Consider the following 20775-nt stretch of genomic DNA (forward strand, 5'->3'; position numbering starts at 1 on the left):
ATGTTCCTGTTTTAAAGCCTACATTGATGTCAGCCCCCGCCCATTTTTCTTACGTGTTCAATCGCGGCTATGCGTTTCCGTCTCTAGTCTCGTTGTCGTCTTTGCTGCGCCAGAGCCGCAAAGGTTGCGAAGTTCTCCTCCTGACCGACTGCGCGACACCGCGATTCAAGGCCGCCTTGGACTGCCTGCGCGAGCGCCATCCAGAAGCCCGGATCAACCTCGTCGAAGACCCGACCCTCCCCGGCGCGGAACATCCCTTGGCGCATAAGGTGCGGTTGCAAAATTTCTGGCAGCTGTCTCTCTATAAGATCCTGCCGCGCAAAAGCCTTGCGATCGACGGCGACACTTTGGTGATTGAAGACCCTGCGGAGGCCTATGAAACGCCTCTGGGACAACATGCCATCGCCGCCGCCCCCGATTACCACTTTCAGGATCTCTATTACCGAAAGCGGTACTACCGGCGCTTCTATCCGTTCGAGCAAGACAAATGGCGTGACATTCCCGCCATCCTCCTTAAGAGCAAACGCGACATTCCCTTGCGCCACTACTGCAACAACGGCATCGTCCTGATCGATATGCCGAGACTGCGCGCTACAGGATGGGCGGACCGTCTTTGCGATCTTGACACCTGCCTGAGCACCAAACTGGAAAAAGGTTGGGAGCACAACGATCAGGACTGGATGAATTTTATGTTCGCTGGACGGATCGCGCCGATGCCGCTCCGGTGGAATTTCCAAATCATGTTGATCGTGCCAAGCCGAACACGCAAGCGCTACACACCCCGCCATATGCGCAAAGACTACAAAGACGGCTTTGCCCGCCCCGGCATCCTGCATTTCGCCGGAGATCGGAAACCCTGGCGGGACATGGAGACTGACACGGACCTGAGCACTCTGCATCGCGAGGCCTTCCTGCATTGGCGCAAAGAGGCTGAGCGTCTTTCGGAGGAAACAGGGATGGACATCCGCCACCTTTGCAACGACCCTTCGGCCGCTTGACAGATGTATTCATTGCCAAAATAACGCAGGCGTGTCGGGCACAGGGAGGAGACAAGGAATCATGGCTGGCAAAGTGATGCTCAGCGGCACGATGACATGTGCCGCCCATGAGATTGATCATGTTCTGGCACTGCTGCCCGAGCATATTCGTCTGTCGCGCGCCGAACCCGGCTGTCTCCAATTCGATCTCTGGCAGGACGAGGTCCGCCCCACCGAATTTCACGTCACCGAAGTGTTCCGCGACGCGCGGGCCTTTGCCGCCCATCAAGATCGCACGCAAAGTTCGGACTGGTGGCGCGTGACCCATCACATGGCCCGCGACTTCCGGACGTCCAACGTATGAGCGCACAAAGCCAGCCAATCAAAGCCGCGCTTTGGATGAGCGGCGCACTTTTGGGGTTTTCCTCCATGGCCGTGGCCGGGCGCCAGCTTGCCGGTCATCTCGATACCTTTGAAATCCTCGGCTACCGGTCTCTCATCGGCTTGATGATCGTTCTTACCATCGCCGTCACCCAGGGCCGCCTGCGCGAATGTCGCCCCTCCGCCATGCCGCTGCATGTCGGTCGCAATCTCGGCCATTTCGCCGGGCAGAACCTCTGGCTCTACGCCCTGACCCTGATCCCTATGGCGCAACTTTTCGCGCTCGAATTTTCCTACCCGATCCTCGTAGGCTTGGGAGCCACGATTTTCTTGGGCGAGAAAATGACCCCGACGAGGGCCTTCACCTCCGCGATGGGATTTGCCGGTATCCTGATCGTCGCGCGTCCCTTCGGCGCCGAAGGGCTCTCGATCGGCATCTTTGCCGCCATGGCCTGCGCTTTGGGCTTTGCCGCCTCGGCTTTGTTCACCAAGCGGCTAACGCTGACCGCGCATGTGACGATTTTGGGCATCATGTTCTGGATGGTCACGCTCCAGCTCGGATTTGGCATTATCTGTGCGCTCGCGGATGGCGATATTGCGCTGCCGCGGCTGGTCGATCTGCCTTGGGTCACCGTGGTGGCGGTCGCAGGTCTCGGCGCGCATTTCTGCCTGACCACCGCACTGTCGCTGGCGCCGGCCTCAATCGTCACGCCGATCGACTTTCTGCGCCTGCCAATCATCGCTGTCATCGGCATGATGTTCTATGGCGAAGGCCTCGATGCGCTGGTGTTTCTGGGCGCAGCGATCATATTTTCCGCCAATTACATCAACATCTTGGCAGAAAACCGCCGGATTTCCGCGCACTCCACCCCAAGTTGATGCACAAATGCCATGATCGCCCCGCTTTCAGTATGACGTGGCGTCAGAATTGCTTGAAAATTTGTCGCAGCTTAGGCTGTTTGAACAATAAGAGCGGTAAGTCGCTCACCTCGAAATTTTTAGATCGAAGCGAGCCGCGTGGCTCGTCAGGGATGGAGATCATGAAATCAAAAACAACACTTCTGGCCGCCTCACTTGCGGTCGGCTCTACCGCTGCGTTCGCAGGAGGCATGGATCGCTCAGGCCAATCCATTGCCCCGATCTTTGAGACAGGCACCTATGTCGAGCTGAGCTTTGGCTCCATCAGCCCTGACGTCAGCGGCACCTCTCCCATCTTTGGGTATTCGGGCGATATGGCCCCCTCCTACACGCAGGTGTCCGGCGCCTATAAGCGTGACCTCACCGACGCACTCTCCATGGCGATCATCATCGACCAGCCTTATGGCGCCGATGTCGATTATGGCAGCGCCGATCCCGGCTACTTGCTCGGCGGTTCCACCGCCACCGTCGATACGGTCGGTGTGACGGCCATCCTGCGTTACAAGCTTGGCAACGGCTTCTCCGTTCACGGCGGTGTGCGCAACCTAACGGCCTCTGGCGAAGTGTCCCTGCCGTTCCTGACTTACGACATGGAGACCTCGACCGAGAACGATTGGTCCTGGCTTGCAGGTGTCGCCTATGAGATTCCGGACATCGCTCTGCGGGCCTCTTTGACTTATCATTCCGACACGACAATCGACTTCGACGTCACGGAAAGCTCGATCCCGCTTGGCACGAACGCCTCTCAGATGCAGGTCGTCATGCCGCAATCCGTCAATTTCGATTTCCAGACCGGGATTGCCGCTGACACGTTGTTGATGTTCTCGGCACGTTGGGCAGAATGGACCGAAACCATCATTGACCCGAATGATTACCGCACGCTGGTTGGCGACAACCTCGTTGATCACAACGGTGACACCACCTCCTACAGCCTCGGCATCGGGCGTCGATTCAACGACAAGTGGTCCGGCTCTTTCGCGATTGGCTATGAAGATGCCACGGGAGGCCTGTCTGGCAACCTGTCGCCGCGAGATGGCTACACCTCTCTGACGGTCGGTGCGAAATACCAGATCACCGAGCAAACCGCGATCTCCGGTGGCGTCTCCTATGTCTGGCTGGGCGACACCGCCACATCCATCGCCTCCGAGTTCGAAGACAACACTGCCATTGGTGTCGGTCTGAAACTGTCGCATCACTTCTGATCCGACCGGACACGCATTTGAAAGGCCTCGCATCTCGCGGGGCCTTTTTTCATTTTCGCGCCATTCATCAGAAACCGTGATGCCGTTTTGCACAATTTCCGGTTTGCCAGCCACGCTCCCGCGCGCGATCTTACGCCGAACCTTGAGAGGACCGTCATGGCACCGCAAAAAACCATTCCGCCCGCCGCATGGGCCGGGCTTTTCGCCATGGGCGGCCTCTGGGGCTGTTCCTTTCTCGCGGTCGCCGTCTTGATCCGTGAGCTTCCGGTGTTCTGGATCGTCGCAGGCCGGGTCTCTATCGCCGCTCTCGTGCTTTGGACCTATGTCCTTGTCAAAGGCCTGCCCGTGCCGCCCCTGTCGCGCTACCTCTGGCGCTTCGTCCTTGTCGGCTGCCTGACCTCCGCCGTGCCCTTCCTGTTGATCTCATGGGCGCAGCATCACATCCCCTCGGGGCTTGCGGGCATTCTCAATGCATCCACCGCCATTTTCGGCGTGCTGTTCGCCGCGCTCATCTTTGCCGATGAAAAGCTTGGCCTGCGCAAAGGCACCGGCGTTCTCTTGGGCGTGCTTGGCATCGTGACCATCATCGGCATCGAGGCGCTTCAGTCCTTTGACCTCACCTCTTTGGGGCAGTTGGCGATGATCGGGGCAACCATGTGTTACGGGCTGTCGAACTGCGTCGGGCGCATCCTGCTATCCGATCTGCGCCCCGAGGTTGCCGCCGCGGGCATGCTCACGGGGGCGGCGATCTTTGCCCTGCCCGCTGCATTTCTTGTCGATGGCGTGCCACCTTTGGCGCTCAGACCCGAAACCTGGGGCGCGCTCTTGTATCTGGCGATCCTCTCCACCAGCCTCACCTACATCATCTATTACAAGGTGATCCAACTCGCAGGCGCCGGGAACACATCGCTGACCACGCTCATCGTGGCGCCGGTCTCCATCGCCTTGGGCGCGCTCGTTCTGGGTGAAAACCTCTCACTTCAGGCCTATTTGGGCTTTGGCCTCATCGCCTTGGGGCTTTTGGTGATCGACGGGCGGGTTTTGAGACGCCTAAGGCGTCAAAAACCCGCATAACACTTGCGAGGCCGCGCGTGGCATGGCACCACCATGCGCGACCAACAGGAACAGACACGATGCATTACGACACAGCGGCAGAGTGGCAAAATGCCGCCCACAAACGCCTTATTCTTTTCGGCATGTCGGGTCTCGGGAAAACCGTGATCTCCAACATGCTGCGCGACACGGGCGATTGGTATCACTACTCGATCGACTACCGCATCGGCACCCGGTACTTGGGCGAAGCCATTGACGACAATCTGAAAAAAGTCGCCATGCGCGAGCCGTTCCTGCGTGAACAATTTCTATCGGACAGCATCTATATCAAATCGAACATCACCTTCGACAACCTCGCGCCTGTCTCCTATTTCCTCGGAAAACCCGGCGACGAGTCTCAAGGCGGCATCCCAATCACAGAATTCCAGCGCCGTCAGAACTTGTTTGAAACCGCCGAAAAATCCGCTCTGATGGACACCGGACATTTCATCAATCGTGCCCAGACACTCTATGACTACCCGCATTTCGTCTGTGACACGGGTGGCTCGATCTGTGAATGGGTCGATCCCGAAGACGCCAACGACCCGATCCTGAGCGCACTCTCGAAAAACGCGCTCCTCGTGTGGCTCAAAGGGACTGAGGCTCATACCGAAGAGCTGATCCGCCGCTTCGACAAGGCGCCGAAACCGATGGCCTATCAGCCCGAATTCCTCGCCGCAATCTGGGACGAATATCTCTCGGAAAAAGGCCTCAAAGAAGATCAGGTCAACCCGGACGATTTCATCCGCTACACCTACGCCCGTGCCCTCAACCACCGCCAGCCGCGCTATGAGGCGATGGCAAAAAACTGGGGCATCACACTCGATTACGAAGATGTCAAACGCATCACCGGCCCGGACGACTTCTCTGCCCTGATCGCCGCCGCGCTTGATAAACGTACCGCGCAGGCATAAATTATCTCCCTGCCCTAAAAGGATCTTGTGAAATGCCCATCACCTTGCCCGAAAACCTTCCCGCCTATGACGTGCTCTCCGCCGAGGGCGTCATGGTCATGGGCGAAGGCCGGGCAAAGTCACAGGAAATCCGCCCGCTCAAAATCGCGCTTTTGAACCTGATGCCGAAGAAAATTCAGACGGAGAACCAATTCGCCCGCCTGATCGGTGCCACGCCTCTGCAGATCGATTTCAAACTGATCCGCATGAGCGAACATCAGACCAAAAACACCGCCGCCGAACATATGGAGCAATTCTACCGGCCGTTTTCCGAGGTCAAAGCCTCCGGCGAGAAATTCGACGGGCTGATCATCACCGGCGCGCCGATCGAGCACTTGCCTTTTGAAGAGGTCACCTATTGGGACGAGCTCAAAGAGGTTTTTGAGTGGACGCAAACCCATGTCTTCTCCACCTTCGGCGTTTGCTGGGGCGGAATGGCGATGATCAACTATTTCCACGGCGTGAAAAAATACGATCTGGATCACAAGGCGTTCGGGTTGTTTCAGCAGGAAAATCTGGCACCGAGCTCGCCCTATCTGCGTGGGTTCTCTGACCTGTGCTATATCCCCGTAAGCCGCTGGACCGAAATGCGCCAATCCGAAATCGACGCCGTGCCAAACCTGATCCCGCTTCTGGGTTCGGACGAGACCGGCCCCTGCCTGGTGCAGGACCCGGATCATCGCGCGCTCTATATCTTCAACCATTTCGAATATGACACGGGCACTTTGTTCGAGGAATATCAAAGGGATGTGGATGCGGGCAAAGAGATCATTCTGCCGAAACACTATTTCCCGAACGACAACCCGTCGTTGCGTCCGATGAACCGCTGGCGGTCGCACGCGCATCTTCTCTACGGCAACTGGATCAATGCGATCTATCAGGACACGCCCTACGATCTGAATGACATCGGGACCTAAGCGCGGTGCGTCTGCCTGAAGATCTACGGGAGTTGGGGCCAAGTTCTCATCTCTCCGGAAACCGCACCTTTGTGCGTGCCATGAAGACCCGGCGCAGGGGCGTTTTGGTCAAAACGCCTTCCGGCGCCGTCGTGCATGTCGAAGCCTACGGCTCAAAAGAGGCTCCGCCCGTGGTGCTGATCCACGGCGCCTCCGGCTCGACCTACGACATGACTTTCAGCCTCGCACCGGCCCTGATGGACAGCCACTGCGTCTATGTCATCGACCGCCCCGGCTTTGGCCATAGCCCGCGGATGAAAGACGAAAGCCTCGCCGCCCAAGCCCGCGTCCTGCGCGAGGCGATCCAGACCCTCGATAGCCGCTCCGCAATCGTCTTAGGCCAATCCTACGGTGGTGCAGTGGCGCTTGAATGGGCGCTGCAATCCGACGATCTGGCGGCTTTGGTTCTGGTCTCGTCACCCTCCCACGACTGGGAGACCGGGCATCCGCTTTTGCACCGCACGCTTGCCGAACCCGTCATTGGATGGTGGGCCTCCGAATTGATCCACGCGCTGACGCCCCAGTGGGTCATCGCCAAACAACTGGCCGAAGTCTTTGCGCCGCAAGAGGTCCCAGAAGGCTACGCCGACCACTTCCAGCCCCGCAATTCTATCCACCCACCGCGTCACCGTCAAAACGCCCGTCAACGTATTGCGTTGAAGGCGGAAATGGCCGCAATGGTGCGGCGCTATGATACGCTCACACTGCCGATTGAGAGTCTGCATGGCACGGCGGATGTCATCGTCCCGGATCACGTCCACGCCCTGCCCTTTGACGCCAAGGTGGCCTCCAATGCTCTCACGCGTCTGGACGGCATCGGACACATGCCGCATCACGTTGCGACAGAGGCCGTGGTCGAGGCCGTGAAGCGCGCCAGTTCTCGCGCCGCCACACATTGCAACCCGGATTGAAAAACCCCATAGTGTTAAGGCGATTAACACATAGGGCCTCATCATGACCGACCTGCCTTTTGACGGCGCCATCTCCCGCTATTTCGAGAAAGATGCGCCAAAATCCATCCGCAAAGCGGTCGAGGATGGCGGCAAGAAAGAGATCCTTTCGCCCTCCTTCCCCTATAACGAGTGGATGAAAAAGTCCGATTACGAGGATGAAATCAAGCTGTTGCAGCGTGAGCTGGTCAAGATGCTCGCCGATGTGCGCGAGACCGGCAAGCGCATCGTTGTCGTGTTCGAAGGCCGCGATGCAGCGGGCAAAGGTGGCACGATTAAACGCTTCCGCGAGAACCTGAACCCGCGGTCCGCCCGCGTGGTGGCGCTTTCGAAACCGACCGAGCGTGAGGCCGGGCAATGGTATTTCCAGCGCTACATTGACCACCTGCCGACCAAGGGCGAAATCGTGCTCTTCGACCGCTCGTGGTACAACCGGGGCGTGGTCGAAAAGGTCTTTGGCTTTTGCTCCGACAAGGAGCGCGAAAAGTTTTTTCATCAGCTGCCCGAGTTTGAGGACATGCTGGTCTCAGAGGGCATTCAGCTCTTCAAAATCTGGCTCAACGTCGGCCGCGCCGAACAGCTCAAACGCTTTCTGACCCGCGAACAGGATGTGCTAAAACAGTGGAAACTCTCGTCGATTGATGTCGAGGGCCTCAAGCGCTGGGACGATTACACGGCGGCGATTTCCGAAACGATGGAGCGCAGCCATTCCGAGGATGCGCCCTGGACCGTGATCCGCTCTGACGACAAATATCGCGCGCGGCTAAATGCGATCCGCTCGGTCCTTTGTCAGATCGACTACAAAGGCAAAAACGCGGACAACATCGGCGAGATCGACGACAAGATCGTCGATGGGCCGAGCCTGTTGATTACCGGCGACGAGGATGAGTAAGCCGGAATGAGCAAGCGCGGCTATCATCACGGCAATCTGCGACAAGCGCTGATCGAGGCGGCTTTGCAGCTGATCGAGGAAAAGGGCCCGACGGGCTTCACCTTGTCTGAGGCCGCCAAAACCGCAGGCGTCACCCCCGCCGCCGTCTATCGCCATTTCGAGGGCCGCGAGGACCTGATCGCCGAGATCGCCCGGCAAGGCTTTGAGGTCTTCGCCGATCTTCTCGACTATGCCTATGACACCGGCCAGCCCTCGGCTCTGGCGTCCTTTGAGGCGGTGGGCCGCGCCTATCTCGCCTTTGCTCGCCGCTACCCCGGCCATTACATCGCCATGTTCGAAAGCGGCATCTCGATGCAGCGCTCGCCCGAGTTGTTTGCCGTGGCCGAGCGCGCCCTGGGTGTCTTGGAACGTGCCGCGACGCAACTGTCGGAACAAATCCCCGAAGGCAAACGCCCCCCGGCCCAGATGTTCGCGGCGCATGTCTGGGCCATGGCGCATGGCGTGGTCGAGTTGTTCGCCCGTGGCACGCCCGGCGCGCGTGTGCCCTTCCCGCCCGAAGACCTTTTGGAAACCGGAATCGGCATATACTTGCGCGGATTGGGGTTAATTCCTCAAGACAAGTGAGGAGCGCCCATGCCAAATCAAATCCGGCCTCAACACAGTGCCCTGACCCGTCGCCACCTTATGATGAGCGCTCTGGCTGTGGCCTATCCTTGGCCCGTTCGGGCGGCTGATAAGCCCGAGACCATAAGCTATGGCGTGGAAAGTTTGGACATCTATCGCGCAGTCGCGCCGCGTGGCGCAGTGATCTATGTCCATGGAGGCGCGTGGCGCAGAGGCTCGCGCAAGGCCGTGGACGCGAAACCCGATTGGTTCAACAGCATGAACCTCGATTTCGTCTCCATCGACTACCCGATGCTGCCGAAAACGCATGTCACCGATCAGATCAAAGCCGTGCGGCAAGCGATCGACTGGTGTTTCGCCAATATCGCCACGCCTGAGCGCACCGTGGTCATAGGCCACTCTGCAGGCGCGCATCTGGTCGCTATGGCCGCACTCACGGGGTGGATGCCACAGCCAGCGGGGGTGATCGTCAATGACAGTGGGGCCGTCGATCTGATCACGCTGGCGCGCGCCCATCAGGGCCAGCTGCCTTTTGGCACATCAAACGCCTTTAAAGACCGCGACCAATGGGGGGCGTTGTCACCCGCGTACAATCTTGCGAAGACCCTGCCGCCCATTCTCGCCATCACCTCACAAGCCCACGGGCACGGTATGGCCATGTCGAATTTCGTCACAAATGCGCGGGCGAATGACGCGGATGCGACCTTATTCGATGGCTCTGATTACCGCCACGCCGAGGTGAACCGCACGCTGGGCACAGGCAAAATCCCCGATCTGGAGCGCGCCGTGACAGGGTTTATAACCAAGGTTTTGCAGCGCTAAGCCAACTCACGCGCTCTGATCAAACACCACCAACGCGCCCGGAGACCAGCTTACGCGGACCTGCGTGCCAACTCCCAGAACATCGCGGCCAAAGATGTTGCGCATCGAAATCCGCACCGGCTTTTCGACGCCCTCGAACCGCACGTCGTAATAGGTCATGTCGCCGTAATAGACGACCTCGTCGACCACGGCGGGCGCTTCGCGATGCGTAGCTGATTGGCCCTCATAGAGCAGCGTCAAGGTCTCGGGGCGGAAGCCCACCGTCGCCTCGCCAACAGGCACGCCGCCCGGGCATTGCGCCTCGGTGATCTCGGTTTCGCCCAGCCCGGCAATCTCGGCGAGATAGGTCTCGCCCTCTTTTCGAACCGTTGCAGGCAAGAAGTTCATCACCCCGATGAAATCGGCCACACGTTTCGAGTTGGGCTTGCGATACAGCACCTCAGGGTCGTCGCATTGCGCAATCTCGCCCTCGAACATCACCGCGATCCGATCGGACATCACAAGCGCCTCTTCCTGATCGTGGGTCACGAGAATAAAGGTGATGCCCACCTCACGCTGAAGCTTGATCAGCTCCACCTGCATCTGTTCGCGCATCTTGCGGTCGAGCGCGGAGAGCGGCTCGTCCAAAAGCAAAACCTTGGGCTTCAGCACCAGCGCACGTGCCAAAGCGACCCGCTGGCGCTGCCCACCGGACAGAGCATGCGCCGCGCGGTGACCATAGCCTTTGAGGCCGACCATTTCCAACGCGGCTTCGGCGGCCCGCATCTTTTCCGACTTCGACATCGACGCTTTGCGCAACCCGAAGGCGACGTTCTCAATCACGGAGAGATGCGGGAAAATCGCGTAAGACTGGAACACCATATTGGTCGGACGCTTGTTCGCGGGCACACCGCGCATGTCGCGGTCAGAGATCATCACAGAGCCGGTGTCGTAATCCTCAAAGCCCGCGATGGTGCGCAACAACGTGGTTTTGCCACAGCCAGACGGTCCCAAAAGCGAGAAAAATTCACCCTGTCGGATGTCGAGATTGATGCCCCTCAGCGCATGATAGTCGCCATAGTGTTTGTTGACGTTTTGCAGAGAGATCAGTGGTTTATCAGCAGTCATATCAGCCATAGTCAAAGAAAGCCCCCGGTGTCATTGCCCGTGCGCTTGGCGCCCCGGCGGCGGAAAAATTCGGCGATTGTGATGAGAAGGATGGAGAGCACGACAAGGATCGTGCCCAAAGCCATCACCGCAGGCAGCAGTTTCGGGAACCGCAGCATGGAGAAGAGATAGACCGGCAAAGTCGGCTCGGCGCCGGTCAGGAAGAAGGCAATGATGAATTCGTCCATCGAGATGGTAAAGGAGATCAACAGTGCCGAAATGATCCCCGGCATGACCAGCGGCAGAGTCACGAGGCGGAAGGTCGACGCAGGCGTCTCCCCCAGATCGTAGGCCGCCTCTTCGAGTGACGGATCAAGTGCTGCGAAGGCCGATTGCAGGATCGCGATGGCAAAGGGCGTGCAAATGAGCGTGTGCCCCGCGATCACCGACCATGCGCCGGTGTCCAAACCCATACGCAGGATCACAATCAAAAGAGAGACCGCGACGATGATCTCAGGCAGCACCAGAGGAAGCATGATAAAACCCATGATGCCCTTTTGGCCGGGAAAGGAATAGCGCGACACGGCCATGGCGGCGAAAATGCCGAGAGTGGTGGCCAAAACGGCGGAGGTCACAGCGATCTTCAGAGAGTTCAGCAACGCGCCGTGCATCTCGGAGAGGGTCAAAAGCTCGGTGAACCATTCGGTTGTGAAGCTCTCCAGCGGGAAGGCGATGATCGTCGAGCTGTTGAACGCAAAGAGCGGCAACAGAAAGATCGGCGCATAGAGGAAGATCAGATAGAGGATCGCGTAGGTCTTGAGCGATTTCATTTGCGCGCTCCTTTCTTTCCACCTGCGGCACGGTTGCCAAGGATCAGGAACGCAATCGCAATCACCGCGACGATCAGCATGGCGAGCACCGCCAAAGTGGCCCCCAAAGGCGCGTTGTTGAGGCGCAGGAATTGCGTCTGGATCATATTGGCGATCATCAGCCCCCCCGGCCCACCAACAAGGCGCGGCGTCACATAGTCGCCAATGGTCGGGATGAAGACGATCAACACAGCAGCGACCACACCGGGCGCAGCCAAAGGCAGGGTTACGCGTAGGAAGGTCATCGTCCTGCTTTCCCCAAGATCGCGCGAAGCCTCCAAGAGGGAGCGGTCGATTTTCTCCAGCGCGACAAAGATCGGTAGGATCGCAAATGGCGCATAGGCATGCGCCAGCGTGATGATCACCGCATTGACGTTGTAGAGAATGAAAGACAGAGGTTCCTCAATGATGCCAACAGCTTGCAACCCAGAGTTCAGAACGCCGTTATAGCCCAGGATCACTTTCCAGAGGAACACGCGGATCAGGTAAGAGGTCCAAAACGGGATGGTGATCAGGAAAATCCACAGCGATTTATGCTCCGGCTTCACCCCGAAAGACACGAAGTACGCAATCGGAAAAGCCAGCACCACCGTGATCAGCGTCACCAGCCCCGAGACCATCAGTGACCGTAGCATGAGCTGACGATAGAGCGGATCGGTCAGCGCCTCTTTGTAATTCGCCAGCGTAAAAGCAGTGTCAAAATCGCGAACGCCGGTCTGTGTCCAGAACGAAATCACAAAAATTGCTATCAAAGGCACGGCCAAAAGCAACAGCGCATAAAGTGCAGTCGGGGACACCAAAAGCATCCCGATCCCCTGCTCTGTTCGGAAAAAACGACGTATCCTGCCGCTCGCCGCCATGCTGTTTTCCTTCCCCTTAGTCTGGCCCATTCCGACCCTTATCCCCTGTCACTTGCCCTGATCCTGAAAATATTTTGATCAAATTTGCAAGGGCTTTCCCAAAGTCATCCCGACCCAAAGATCAATTTCATGGCATGTGCCGAATGTTCGACCATCAAACAGGCAGCGCTTCAACCCTCAGATGCCCGCAACCCATGTGCCGACAAAAACACCTCCATCGCCCGCGCCACCATTTCGGGCCGTACCGAGCACCGGTCTGCGGTAAAGGTGGCCTTGGGCGCGGCCCATGTGGTGACAATTTCATAGGCGGGAAAGTAGTCCACCGTCTCATATGTCTCCGCCAAGTCCCCCGCCGCAGCACGTAGAACGGATTTCGAATAGGTCGTCGCCGCCAAAACATGTCGCCTGACGCCGTCCCGACCAACCGCACCGATGAAACTGTCAGCAAAAGCTTCACATTCGGATTGATGCCATTCAAAAGCCGCCGAATCTCAACGAGATCGGCGTAAACCTCGTCAAAGGTGAAATTGTGAAACACGTAACGCGCAGGATTAAAATCACCCGCGATGACACCCGGCGCCATCGCTAGAACGCGGCCTGTTTCGCGATCGATCCAGCCCTCCGTCAGCCCCAGAGTGAAGACGAAAACCTCCATTTCCAGCGCCAGCTCTACCACCTTCAAAAGATGCGCGCGGCGGGCCTCAGTGGCGTCGTCTAGCGTTGCGAATCCATCTGGCTCCACGCCCGGGCGCAACGCGTCGAACCAGGCCACATCGCGGGTCATAAAATGGCGTTCGTCGACATAGATTTCAAACGCATCCTCAAGCAATTCGCGCAGCTGCCGCGCCGTATGGATATTGCCGTATCGCGCCGAATAGAGACCGTAACCGTGCCGCACGGCCTCCTCCTCGCTCATACCCTCGGGCTTTGGCTCCACATCCAGAAAATTCCCGCCCGCGCCCCGCAAACCCCGTCCGATATGCTGCGCAAAACAGCTTCCGGCGGTGGCGACGGCCGTCTGAGGACCAATTTCAAAAATCGGGGGGTAAATCTCTGGCCAACGGCGCTTATCCGCCTCGACCACGCCGCTTTTCCAAAACGCCTGAGGCGGCAAATCTGAATAGGGATTTTGCAAAAGACAGGCCTTTTCTGTTTCGAAAATTATGAAACAGCGCGGCGAAACTGCCAAGGGCGAAAACAGGCCCAGAAAAGAGAAAACCGCCACCGGATTTCTCCGTGGCGGTTTCCAGATTTCGGTTCCAGTAAGCGATTAGCGCTTGGAGAACTGGAAGGAACGACGAGCTTTGCGCTTACCGAATTTCTTACGCTCGACGACGCGGCTGTCGCGGGTCAGGAAGCCAGCGGCTTTCAGAGCGGCGCGCAGTTCCGGGTTGTAAAGCTGCAGAGCTTTGGAGATGCCGTGTTTCACAGCACCGGCCTGACCGGAGAGGCCGCCGCCTTTGACGGTGGCAACCACGTCGAATTCACCTTCGACGCCAGCGATTTGAGCCGGTTGTTTCACGATCAGCTGAAGCACCGGACGAGCAAAATAGACAGACATGTCTTTGCCGTTGACGGTGACTTTGCCGGAGCCCGGTTTGATCCAAACGCGAGCGACAGCGTCTTTACGCTTGCCGGTGGCGTAGGAGCGGCCCAGTTCATCACGAACGGGTTCACGCGGAGCTGCAACTTCGACGACGGTTTCGCCACCGGCGACGGCGTTCAGCTCGTCGAGGGATTTGATTTCATCAGCCATGATTATGCGCTCCGGGTGTTTTTCTTGTTCATGGACTTCACGTCCAGAACTTCGGGGTTCTGAGCTTCATGCGGGTGCTCGGCACCAGCGTAGACGCGCAGGTTGGTCATTTGCTGACGGGACAATTTGCCGCCCGGCAGCATGCGCTGCACAGCTTTGGTCACGACGCGCTCGGGGTATTTGCCCTCAAGCAGCTCGCCCATGGAGCGGGATTTGATGCCGCCCGGGTGGCCGGTGTGCCAGTAGAAACGCTCGTCGGTGCGTTTTTTGCCGGTCAGTTGCACTTTGTCGGCGTTGATCACGATGACATTGTCACCCATGTCCATGGACGGGGTGAAGGTGGCTTTGTGCTTGCCACGCAGACGCATAGCGACGATCGAAGCGAGACGGCCCAGCACCACGCCTTCGGCGTCGATGATGATCCATTTCTTGTCGATGTCCGCCGGTGTTGCGGAAAAGGTTTTCATAGGTTCAGCCCTTATGGGATAGGAATTCGATTGAGCGTGTTCTAAGCATTTCGCGCGCCACGTCAAGCAGCTCTTTTTATGATTTAATAAGCAAAAACAACATCTTAAAAAATAGGTATCATTTTACCCCAATCTTTTCCGGGGATTCCCAGCCCAAAATCGGGTTTTCCATAAAAAACGAACGGCGCGCCCCTCTCGGGACACGCCAAAGCATTCCAGATGCCAAGATGCAAAGCCTCAGAACCGGAACGTCGCGCCAAGCGTAAAGGTGCGGCCCCTCCCGCCGATGCCGCCATTGAGACTGGTGTCGCCGGAATTTGCTTCGACATAGTATGTGTCGAAGACGTTTTCCACACTGGCAAACAGCTCCGCCGTCTCGCTGACTTGATAAGTGCCATAAAGATCAAAAAGCGTGTAGGACGGTTTGTCGATCATCATCGCCGTCATGTCGGTAAAGCTCGTGTAACGCGCAACGACGCTGTCGCCGACATAGCGCATCCGTGCGCCGATACGGCCGTCGTCACCCTGGAACTTCACCCCCAGATCAAGCGTCAGATATTCATTCGGCAGTTCACCATATTGGTCATGCCCGCCGCCTGCCTGCTGACTGGCCGGTTGATCCGTGTCGGACAGTGTGACGGAAAGCGTGCCGAAGAAGCGCTCGGTCTCAAAGCCCCCGGCCAGTTCAATCCCCCGCAGCGTGGTCTTGCCCGGAACGTTGATGAACCGCACTGTGTTGTCACTGTCGGTCTCGAAGACGATGAAATCCTCGACATTGGATTGGAACGCCGAGGCCGAGACATTGTAGAGCTCGGTAGCATAGTTCACCCCGATCTCGAAGGTCTCCGCTTTTTCGGAATCGAGATCCGGGTTCACGCGGATCGTGGTGCCGCCGCCGGTGTGGGCATTGCCGTTCACGCCGTAGAACATCTCGGTCGCCGTCGGCGCGCGCATGGTTTTCGCATAGGAGGCATAGGTCGAAAGCGCGTCACTAAAGTGATAACGCGCACTCAGGTTCGGCAAAAGCTCCTCGCCCGAATTGTCCAGCGGCACCACGGTGGTCAGGTTATTCACCGTCTCGGGAATTTCCCCCGACAGCTCCCATGTGTCATAGCGCAGCCCCGCCCCGAAATCCCAGGCGCCCATCTGGTAACTGGCCTGCAAGAACGCGCCCAGCTTGTCCAACTCGCCCGAGCCATTGGTGCCGCCCAGCTCATTCACATCGTAATCGTTGTTCGACCACGCCAGCCCGTAGTCGAGACGCAGGTCGGGGGAGATACGGCTACTATTCGACACGGAGAAGCCCTTGGAAATATCCGTGCCCTCGCGCCCGATGTAAGAACCCGTGCTGCTGCGCCCCTCGCCTTCCGGGAAGTCAAAGGAGAAGTCCTGCCAATAGGCGCTCGCCGTGATGTCGATCAGCTCACTCGCGGGGTTGTAGCGCAGATCGGCAGAGACACTCTGGCGCTCCATATCCCAGATGTAGCCCGAGGAACTCGCCGGGAACATTTTGTTATTATAGTCCTGCGCCGCGACATTGATCTCAAGCGCGTCCGACGGGCGGAAGCGGGCTTTGGCAAGGATCGTGAGTGGCTCGTCCTGAGTATATTCGCTGGATTTGGTGCCATCGCCATCCGCATATTGCCCATTCTCATAGCCGGAAATCGCCAGCATCGTCCCCCAGTCGCCGCCGGTGGCGAAATTGCCCTGCATGGCGCCCGCCGCCGTCACGTGCGGGCCGTAGCCATTGGTGCCGGCGCTGAATTTCAACATCCCGCCAACGCGTTTCTCCCCATCGAGCACATCGTCGATGCCGATGGTGCGGAAATTCGCGGCCCCCGCCAGCGCGCCCATCCCCGCGGGCCCCGCCACAGCGCCTTTGGCGACATCCGCCCCCGCGACGAGACCCGGATCGACAAAGACCTGATCGTCATAGGACCCGCCATGCCCCGACATGTTGCGGAACGTCTGTGGGATGCCGTCGATCATCGTGTTGACGCGGCCCAAACCCTGCATCCCGCGAATGTTGACCGTGACGGCGGGGTTGTCCCCCGGCGAGCGCGTGAACACCCCCGGCACGGAACGTAGCGCGGTCGCGACATCGCCGGTGTAGCTGTCGCTGACGGCTTCGCCCTCCAACAACACGGTCTCGCCGCCAGACAGCGTCTGGACACTGGTGTCATTTATATTGCCCTCGACCACGATCAGATCAAGGACAGTAATGTCTTGCGCGAACGTGGCGATCGGACAACAGGAAACTAGAATGGCGACACTGCACTGCAGGCGCAGACGGACCCCAGCGGTCCGGGTCAAAGTGGTCATGGAAACCCCCTCATCGTTTGCATTTTCGATGTGCTGACGTCTTGGGGGCTGTCGCTACCTGGTCACTCCGCCTTCCGGATCGGAGCCAGCATGTTGCGCCTACAAAATCTTACTGTTTTTATCAAGAATAAATCTAGGTCGCGGAGAAACGTCGTTGCAAATTTGAAACAATCATTCGTGATATCAAACCTCATCGACACAAGTGACGCTCAACGTCTGTCGATTTCAAAACTGCGAAAAATGTATGCAATGGCATACAAGGCCATTTCACTCCGCCCCGAACTAGGCTAAAACAAAACCGACTCTTCCAGATATCTCATGGAGCTCCCCCAGATGACCAAGATCAAGGTAGACAACCCAATCGTCGAAATGGACGGCGATGAAATGACCCGCATCATGTGGGATTTCATCAAAAAGAAACTCATCCTGCCCTATCTCGACATCGATCTGCTCTATTACGATCTGGGTATCGAGAGCCGTGATGAGACTGAAGATCAGATCACCATCGATGCGGCTGAGAAAACCAAAGAAGTTGGCGTTGCCGTTAAATGCGCGACCATCACGCCAGATGAGCAGCGCGTCGAGGAATTCAATCTCAAGAAAATGTGGCGCTCGCCCAACGGCACGATCCGCAACATTCTGGGCGGGGTCGTCTTCCGCCAGCCGATCATCTGCAAAAACGTGCCGCGCCTTGTGCCCGGCTGGACCGACCCCATCGTCGTGGGCCGCCACGCCTTTGGCGACCAATATAAAGCCACCGATTTCCGCTTCCCCGGCAAGGGGCAGTTGACCATGAAATTCGAGGGCGAAGACGGCACGGTGATCGAGAAAGTCGTCTATGACGCGCCTTCTGCGGGCGTCTATCAGGCGATGTACAACCTCGACGACTCGATCCGCGATTTCGCCCGCGCCTCGCTGAACTACGGTCTCAATCTTGGCTGGCCGGTGTATCTGTCGACCAAAAATACCATCCTCAAGGCCTATGACGGCCGTTTCAAAGACATCTTCCAAGAGGTCTTTGACGAGGAATTTGCCGAAGACTTCAAAAAGGCCGGCATCTGGTACGAACACCGCCTGATCGACGACATGGTCGCCTGCGCGATGAAATGGTCTGGCAAATTCGTCTGGGCCTGTAAGAACTACGATGGCGACGTGCAATCCGACACCGTGGCACAGGGCTTTGGCTCGCTGGGCCTGATGACCTCGCAGCTGATGACGCCGGATGGCAAGATCGTCGAGGCCGAAGCGGCCCACGGCACCGTGACCCGCCACTACCGCCAGCACCAAGCGGGCGAAGCGACCTCGACCAACTCGATCGCTTCCATCTACGCATGGACCGGTGGCCTCAAGCACCGCGCGAAACTCGATGGCAACGAACAGCTGATGCGCTTTGCCACCACTTTGGAGAAAACCATCGTCAACACGGTCGAAAGCGGCTTCATGACGAAAGACCTCGCCCTTCTCGTCGGCCCGGATCAGGCCTGGCTCACCACCATGGGCTTCCTTGAGAAAATCGACGAGAACCTGAACAAAGCTTTGGCGGGATAAGACCCCCAGTCCATTCCGCCACAGATGGCCGGGGCTTCCACGCCCCGGCCTTTTTTCATGCTCTACCGCAGCCACAGCCGATAGTTCCGTTCCGGCGGCGCCTCTGGCGGAAGACCGATGTCATGCCGCAGATGCGGGCTCAGATGGGCGAGGCTTTTGGCCAAACGCGCGTCATGCCTCAGCGCGCGCCGCGCGGCAAAAGCCGCCTTGAGCACAGGCCAAAAGCCGTGGTTTTCGATCAAGGGTTCAAGGTGATGCCGCAGCGAGAGCGGCGCGGGAGGAAGAGTATCCAACATGAGAAATGCCCGACAAAAGCCGGCCTTTTATGAAGATTTGTAAGGATATGGGCGGCGCCACCTGTAAGACTGAACAGACGTTCAAACACAGGTCATGAACCGGCCCATCACGAAGACAGAGCCCGGCAGAGGCGCGTTTTCAGGGAAAATATCTGTTAAGATCGTCGAGCGTCGCATGCTCCCTGCCCACGTTGAACCCCAGCCGAACGGTTTTGTCCGCGTCCGGCGTGTCCTCGAAGGGTGCGTTGCGTGATAACAGTCATGTCGCCCTCCAATGTGGCCAGTTTCAATAAGATCAACATGACGGACGCCCGAAATTCAGGCAAAGGCTTTTTTCTTCCCCGACGAAAGCGTGACCTTTTCGCCGCAACGGCCCGCCAGCCCTTGCCTCTCCGGCGGCACTTCGTCAGGTTGTGAGAATGAGCGCCCAACCTGGTGCGCCCCTCAACATCCACGAATAACACTCAGGGACAGTTATGAAAAAACACCTTCTGACCGGCCTCTTCGCTCTTGCCGCCAGCCCCGCTCTCGCCCACCTGCCGCCGGCACAGCAGGGGTCTTTCATGGCGGGCGCGTCCCACCCGCTCTTTGGCCTCGATCATATCATCGCCATGGTCGCCGTCGGCATCTGGGCCCTTCAGATCGGTGGCAAAGCGGTCTGGGCCATTCCCGCCGGATTCGTCGGCGCGATGGCTCTGGGCTATTTCGGCGGCATCACGGGCCTGTCCCTGCCCTTCGTCGAACCTATGATCCTCGCATCCGCGATCCTGATCGGTCTTCTGGCCACCTTCGCCGTCAAACCGGCTTTGGCCGGCGGCGTGGCCATCGTGGCCCTGTTCGGCCTATTCCACGGTCATGCCCATGGCGCCGAACTTGGTGCGGCCAATGCGCTTGGCTTTGGCCTGGGCTTCGTGATCGCCACCGCCGCGCTTCATGCCGCTGGCATCATGGCCGCCCAACTCACGGGTCGCGCCTTGCCCTATGGCCCGCGTCTCTTGGGGGCCGTTGCGACGCTTCTGGGGCTGTCGCTTTTGATCGGCTAAGTCCCACATTTAATTAACCAAAAGCTTCAGATTGCGCGGGCGAAAATCCGCGAAACTTTTATTTGTTATATTGGCCTTAATCCTCGTGGAACTATGTTCTTCGGAAACGGAGAACAGAAGGTTTCCCGATCATGCAGATTTCCTCTGCCGCACAGCTTTGGGCGCAATCGCGCCTGCGTCAGGACCCGCAAGACCCGAAAACCGCCGCTCAGGATGCCGGCGGTTCTTCTGTCGCAGCGGACACTCAGAACCGGAAAAGTGCCAGTAAGGATACGGATCAAAGCGAAGGCCCGTGGGACACCTCCGCCGCGCGCAAAACCATCCGAGGCGCGGCCGATGTCTTTGCCAAATATGACCTGACAAAGATCACACCCGCCCAGATCGACGCGCTGACCGCCGATCTCAAAGTCGCGCGCTTTGACGATCTTGGCTTTGCCATGTCGCTCGAACGCCAAGGTGCGGCCTATCATGCAGAGATGGAGGCCTCCGGCAGCGTTTACGGCATCGGCGACGAGGATTTCGACGCCGACGCCCCGGTCGATCTCATCGCCAAAACCCGCTCCGAGCTTGCCTTGGCGCAGCGCTATGGTCAGGACACCGTGCGCCTCTCGACCCAGCTTTTCAAACTGGAAGAGGCGCAGATGAGCCGTGCCAGTGGGGCCTCCGCCCCCTCCTCCGCCCCGCAACTGGCCGAAACCTTGGTGTTGTTTCAGGCCCAACGTCTCTGGGTCGAATAAGCCCCACCTCGCGAAGCGTGTGCC

22 protein-coding genes and 1 pseudogene are annotated in these 20775 nt (G+C 58.3%); 14 read left to right on the forward strand and 9 right to left on the reverse strand.

Annotation, left to right across the window (positions count from 1 at the left end; all coding sequences use genetic code 11):
* Positions 1 to 26: 26 nt before the first annotated feature.
* From J5Y17_RS07165 to J5Y17_RS07215, 11 genes are all read left to right on the forward strand, one after another.
* A complete protein-coding gene (locus tag J5Y17_RS07165) occupies positions 27 to 998 on the forward strand; it encodes a glycosyltransferase (protein WP_219784562.1) in 972 nt (323 codons plus the stop codon).
* A 61-nt stretch (positions 999 to 1059) separates the two neighbouring features.
* The gene (locus tag J5Y17_RS07170) at positions 1060 to 1341 is read left to right on the forward strand and encodes a putative quinol monooxygenase (protein ID WP_219784563.1); all 282 of its coding nucleotides are present in this window, start codon (positions 1060 to 1062) and stop codon (positions 1339 to 1341) included.
* Positions 1338 to 2237, forward strand: coding sequence for a DMT family transporter (locus J5Y17_RS07175; protein ID WP_219784564.1), 900 nt, complete (start codon positions 1338 to 1340; stop codon positions 2235 to 2237). The genes J5Y17_RS07170 and J5Y17_RS07175 overlap by 4 nt, the downstream gene beginning before the upstream one ends.
* Positions 2238 to 2398: 161 nt before the next feature.
* The gene (locus J5Y17_RS07180) at positions 2399 to 3478 is read left to right on the forward strand and encodes an OmpP1/FadL family transporter (protein ID WP_219784565.1); all 1080 of its coding nucleotides are present in this window, start codon (positions 2399 to 2401) and stop codon (positions 3476 to 3478) included.
* Between the two features lie 156 nt (positions 3479 to 3634).
* Complete coding sequence (locus tag J5Y17_RS07185; RefSeq protein WP_219784566.1) at positions 3635 to 4552, forward strand: DMT family transporter; 918 nt, start codon at positions 3635 to 3637, stop codon at positions 4550 to 4552.
* 59 nt (positions 4553 to 4611) lie between these two features.
* Positions 4612 to 5484, forward strand: a complete 873-nt coding sequence (locus J5Y17_RS07190) for an ATPase (RefSeq protein ID WP_219784567.1) — start codon at positions 4612 to 4614, stop codon at positions 5482 to 5484.
* A gap of 32 nt (positions 5485 to 5516) precedes the next feature.
* Entirely contained in the window at positions 5517 to 6440 is a 924-nt protein-coding gene (metA, locus tag J5Y17_RS07195; protein ID WP_219784568.1) for a homoserine O-succinyltransferase, read from the forward strand.
* Between the two features lie 104 nt (positions 6441 to 6544).
* Entirely contained in the window at positions 6545 to 7390 is an 846-nt protein-coding gene (locus J5Y17_RS07200; protein ID WP_219784569.1) for an alpha/beta fold hydrolase, read from the forward strand.
* A gap of 43 nt (positions 7391 to 7433) precedes the next feature.
* Positions 7434 to 8321: a polyphosphate kinase 2 gene (ppk2, locus tag J5Y17_RS07205; protein ID WP_219784570.1), complete on the forward strand. Its 888-nt coding sequence runs from the start codon at positions 7434 to 7436 to the stop codon at positions 8319 to 8321.
* 6 nt (positions 8322 to 8327) lie between these two features.
* On the forward strand, positions 8328 to 8945 hold the full coding sequence (locus tag J5Y17_RS07210; protein WP_219784571.1) for a TetR/AcrR family transcriptional regulator: 618 nt from the start codon (positions 8328 to 8330) through the stop codon (positions 8943 to 8945).
* Between the two features lie 9 nt (positions 8946 to 8954).
* Entirely contained in the window at positions 8955 to 9767 is an 813-nt protein-coding gene (locus J5Y17_RS07215) for an alpha/beta hydrolase (protein ID WP_219784572.1), read from the forward strand.
* A 6-nt stretch (positions 9768 to 9773) separates the two neighbouring features.
* On the opposite strand, the gene J5Y17_RS07220 is transcribed toward J5Y17_RS07215, so the two are convergent.
* The 8 genes and pseudogenes from J5Y17_RS07220 to J5Y17_RS07250 all read right to left on the reverse strand — a co-directional run bounded on the left by J5Y17_RS07220 (position 9774) and on the right by J5Y17_RS07250 (position 17127).
* The gene (locus tag J5Y17_RS07220; protein ID WP_370628888.1) at positions 9774 to 10883 is read right to left on the reverse strand and encodes an ABC transporter ATP-binding protein; all 1110 of its coding nucleotides are present in this window, start codon (positions 10881 to 10883) and stop codon (positions 9774 to 9776) included.
* A gap of 2 nt (positions 10884 to 10885) precedes the next feature.
* On the reverse strand, positions 10886 to 11683 hold the full coding sequence (locus J5Y17_RS07225; RefSeq protein ID WP_219784573.1) for an ABC transporter permease: 798 nt from the start codon (positions 11681 to 11683) through the stop codon (positions 10886 to 10888).
* Complete coding sequence (locus J5Y17_RS07230; RefSeq protein WP_219784574.1) at positions 11680 to 12582, reverse strand: ABC transporter permease; 903 nt, start codon at positions 12580 to 12582, stop codon at positions 11680 to 11682. Before J5Y17_RS07230 ends, J5Y17_RS07225 begins: the two co-directional genes overlap by 4 nt.
* Positions 12583 to 12752: 170 nt before the next feature.
* Complete coding sequence (locus J5Y17_RS19305) at positions 12753 to 12977, reverse strand: GSCFA domain-containing protein (RefSeq protein ID WP_370628889.1); 225 nt, start codon at positions 12975 to 12977, stop codon at positions 12753 to 12755.
* A 38-nt stretch (positions 12978 to 13015) separates the two neighbouring features.
* A pseudogene (locus tag J5Y17_RS07235) lies at positions 13016 to 13807 on the reverse strand (GSCFA domain-containing protein); the annotation flags it as partial.
* Between the two features lie 45 nt (positions 13808 to 13852).
* Positions 13853 to 14338, reverse strand: coding sequence for a 30S ribosomal protein S9 (gene rpsI / locus J5Y17_RS07240; protein WP_167600609.1), 486 nt, complete (start codon positions 14336 to 14338; stop codon positions 13853 to 13855).
* 2 nt (positions 14339 to 14340) lie between these two features.
* Positions 14341 to 14805: a 50S ribosomal protein L13 gene (rplM, locus tag J5Y17_RS07245; RefSeq protein WP_167600610.1), complete on the reverse strand. Its 465-nt coding sequence runs from the start codon at positions 14803 to 14805 to the stop codon at positions 14341 to 14343.
* 237 nt (positions 14806 to 15042) lie between these two features.
* The gene (locus tag J5Y17_RS07250; protein WP_219784576.1) at positions 15043 to 17127 is read right to left on the reverse strand and encodes a TonB-dependent receptor domain-containing protein; all 2085 of its coding nucleotides are present in this window, start codon (positions 17125 to 17127) and stop codon (positions 15043 to 15045) included.
* 333 nt (positions 17128 to 17460) lie between these two features.
* Between J5Y17_RS07250 and J5Y17_RS07255 the strand changes: the two genes are divergently transcribed.
* Positions 17461 to 18675 (forward strand): NADP-dependent isocitrate dehydrogenase, encoded by a 1215-nt coding sequence (locus tag J5Y17_RS07255; protein WP_219784577.1) that lies wholly within the window; start codon positions 17461 to 17463, stop codon positions 18673 to 18675.
* Between the two features lie 62 nt (positions 18676 to 18737).
* On the opposite strand, the gene J5Y17_RS07260 is transcribed toward J5Y17_RS07255, so the two are convergent.
* The gene (locus tag J5Y17_RS07260; protein WP_219784578.1) at positions 18738 to 18971 is read right to left on the reverse strand and encodes a hypothetical protein; all 234 of its coding nucleotides are present in this window, start codon (positions 18969 to 18971) and stop codon (positions 18738 to 18740) included.
* Between the two features lie 476 nt (positions 18972 to 19447).
* Between J5Y17_RS07260 and J5Y17_RS07265 the strand changes: the two genes are divergently transcribed.
* Entirely contained in the window at positions 19448 to 20014 is a 567-nt protein-coding gene (locus J5Y17_RS07265; RefSeq protein ID WP_219784579.1) for a HupE/UreJ family protein, read from the forward strand.
* A 131-nt stretch (positions 20015 to 20145) separates the two neighbouring features.
* Positions 20146 to 20751: a hypothetical protein gene (locus J5Y17_RS07270; RefSeq protein WP_219784580.1), complete on the forward strand. Its 606-nt coding sequence runs from the start codon at positions 20146 to 20148 to the stop codon at positions 20749 to 20751.
* Positions 20752 to 20775 lie beyond the last annotated feature (24 nt).

This window comes from Celeribacter sp. PS-C1 (genome assembly GCF_019429625.1).
In the GTDB taxonomy this organism is placed as follows: Bacteria; Pseudomonadota; Alphaproteobacteria; order Rhodobacterales; family Rhodobacteraceae; genus Celeribacter.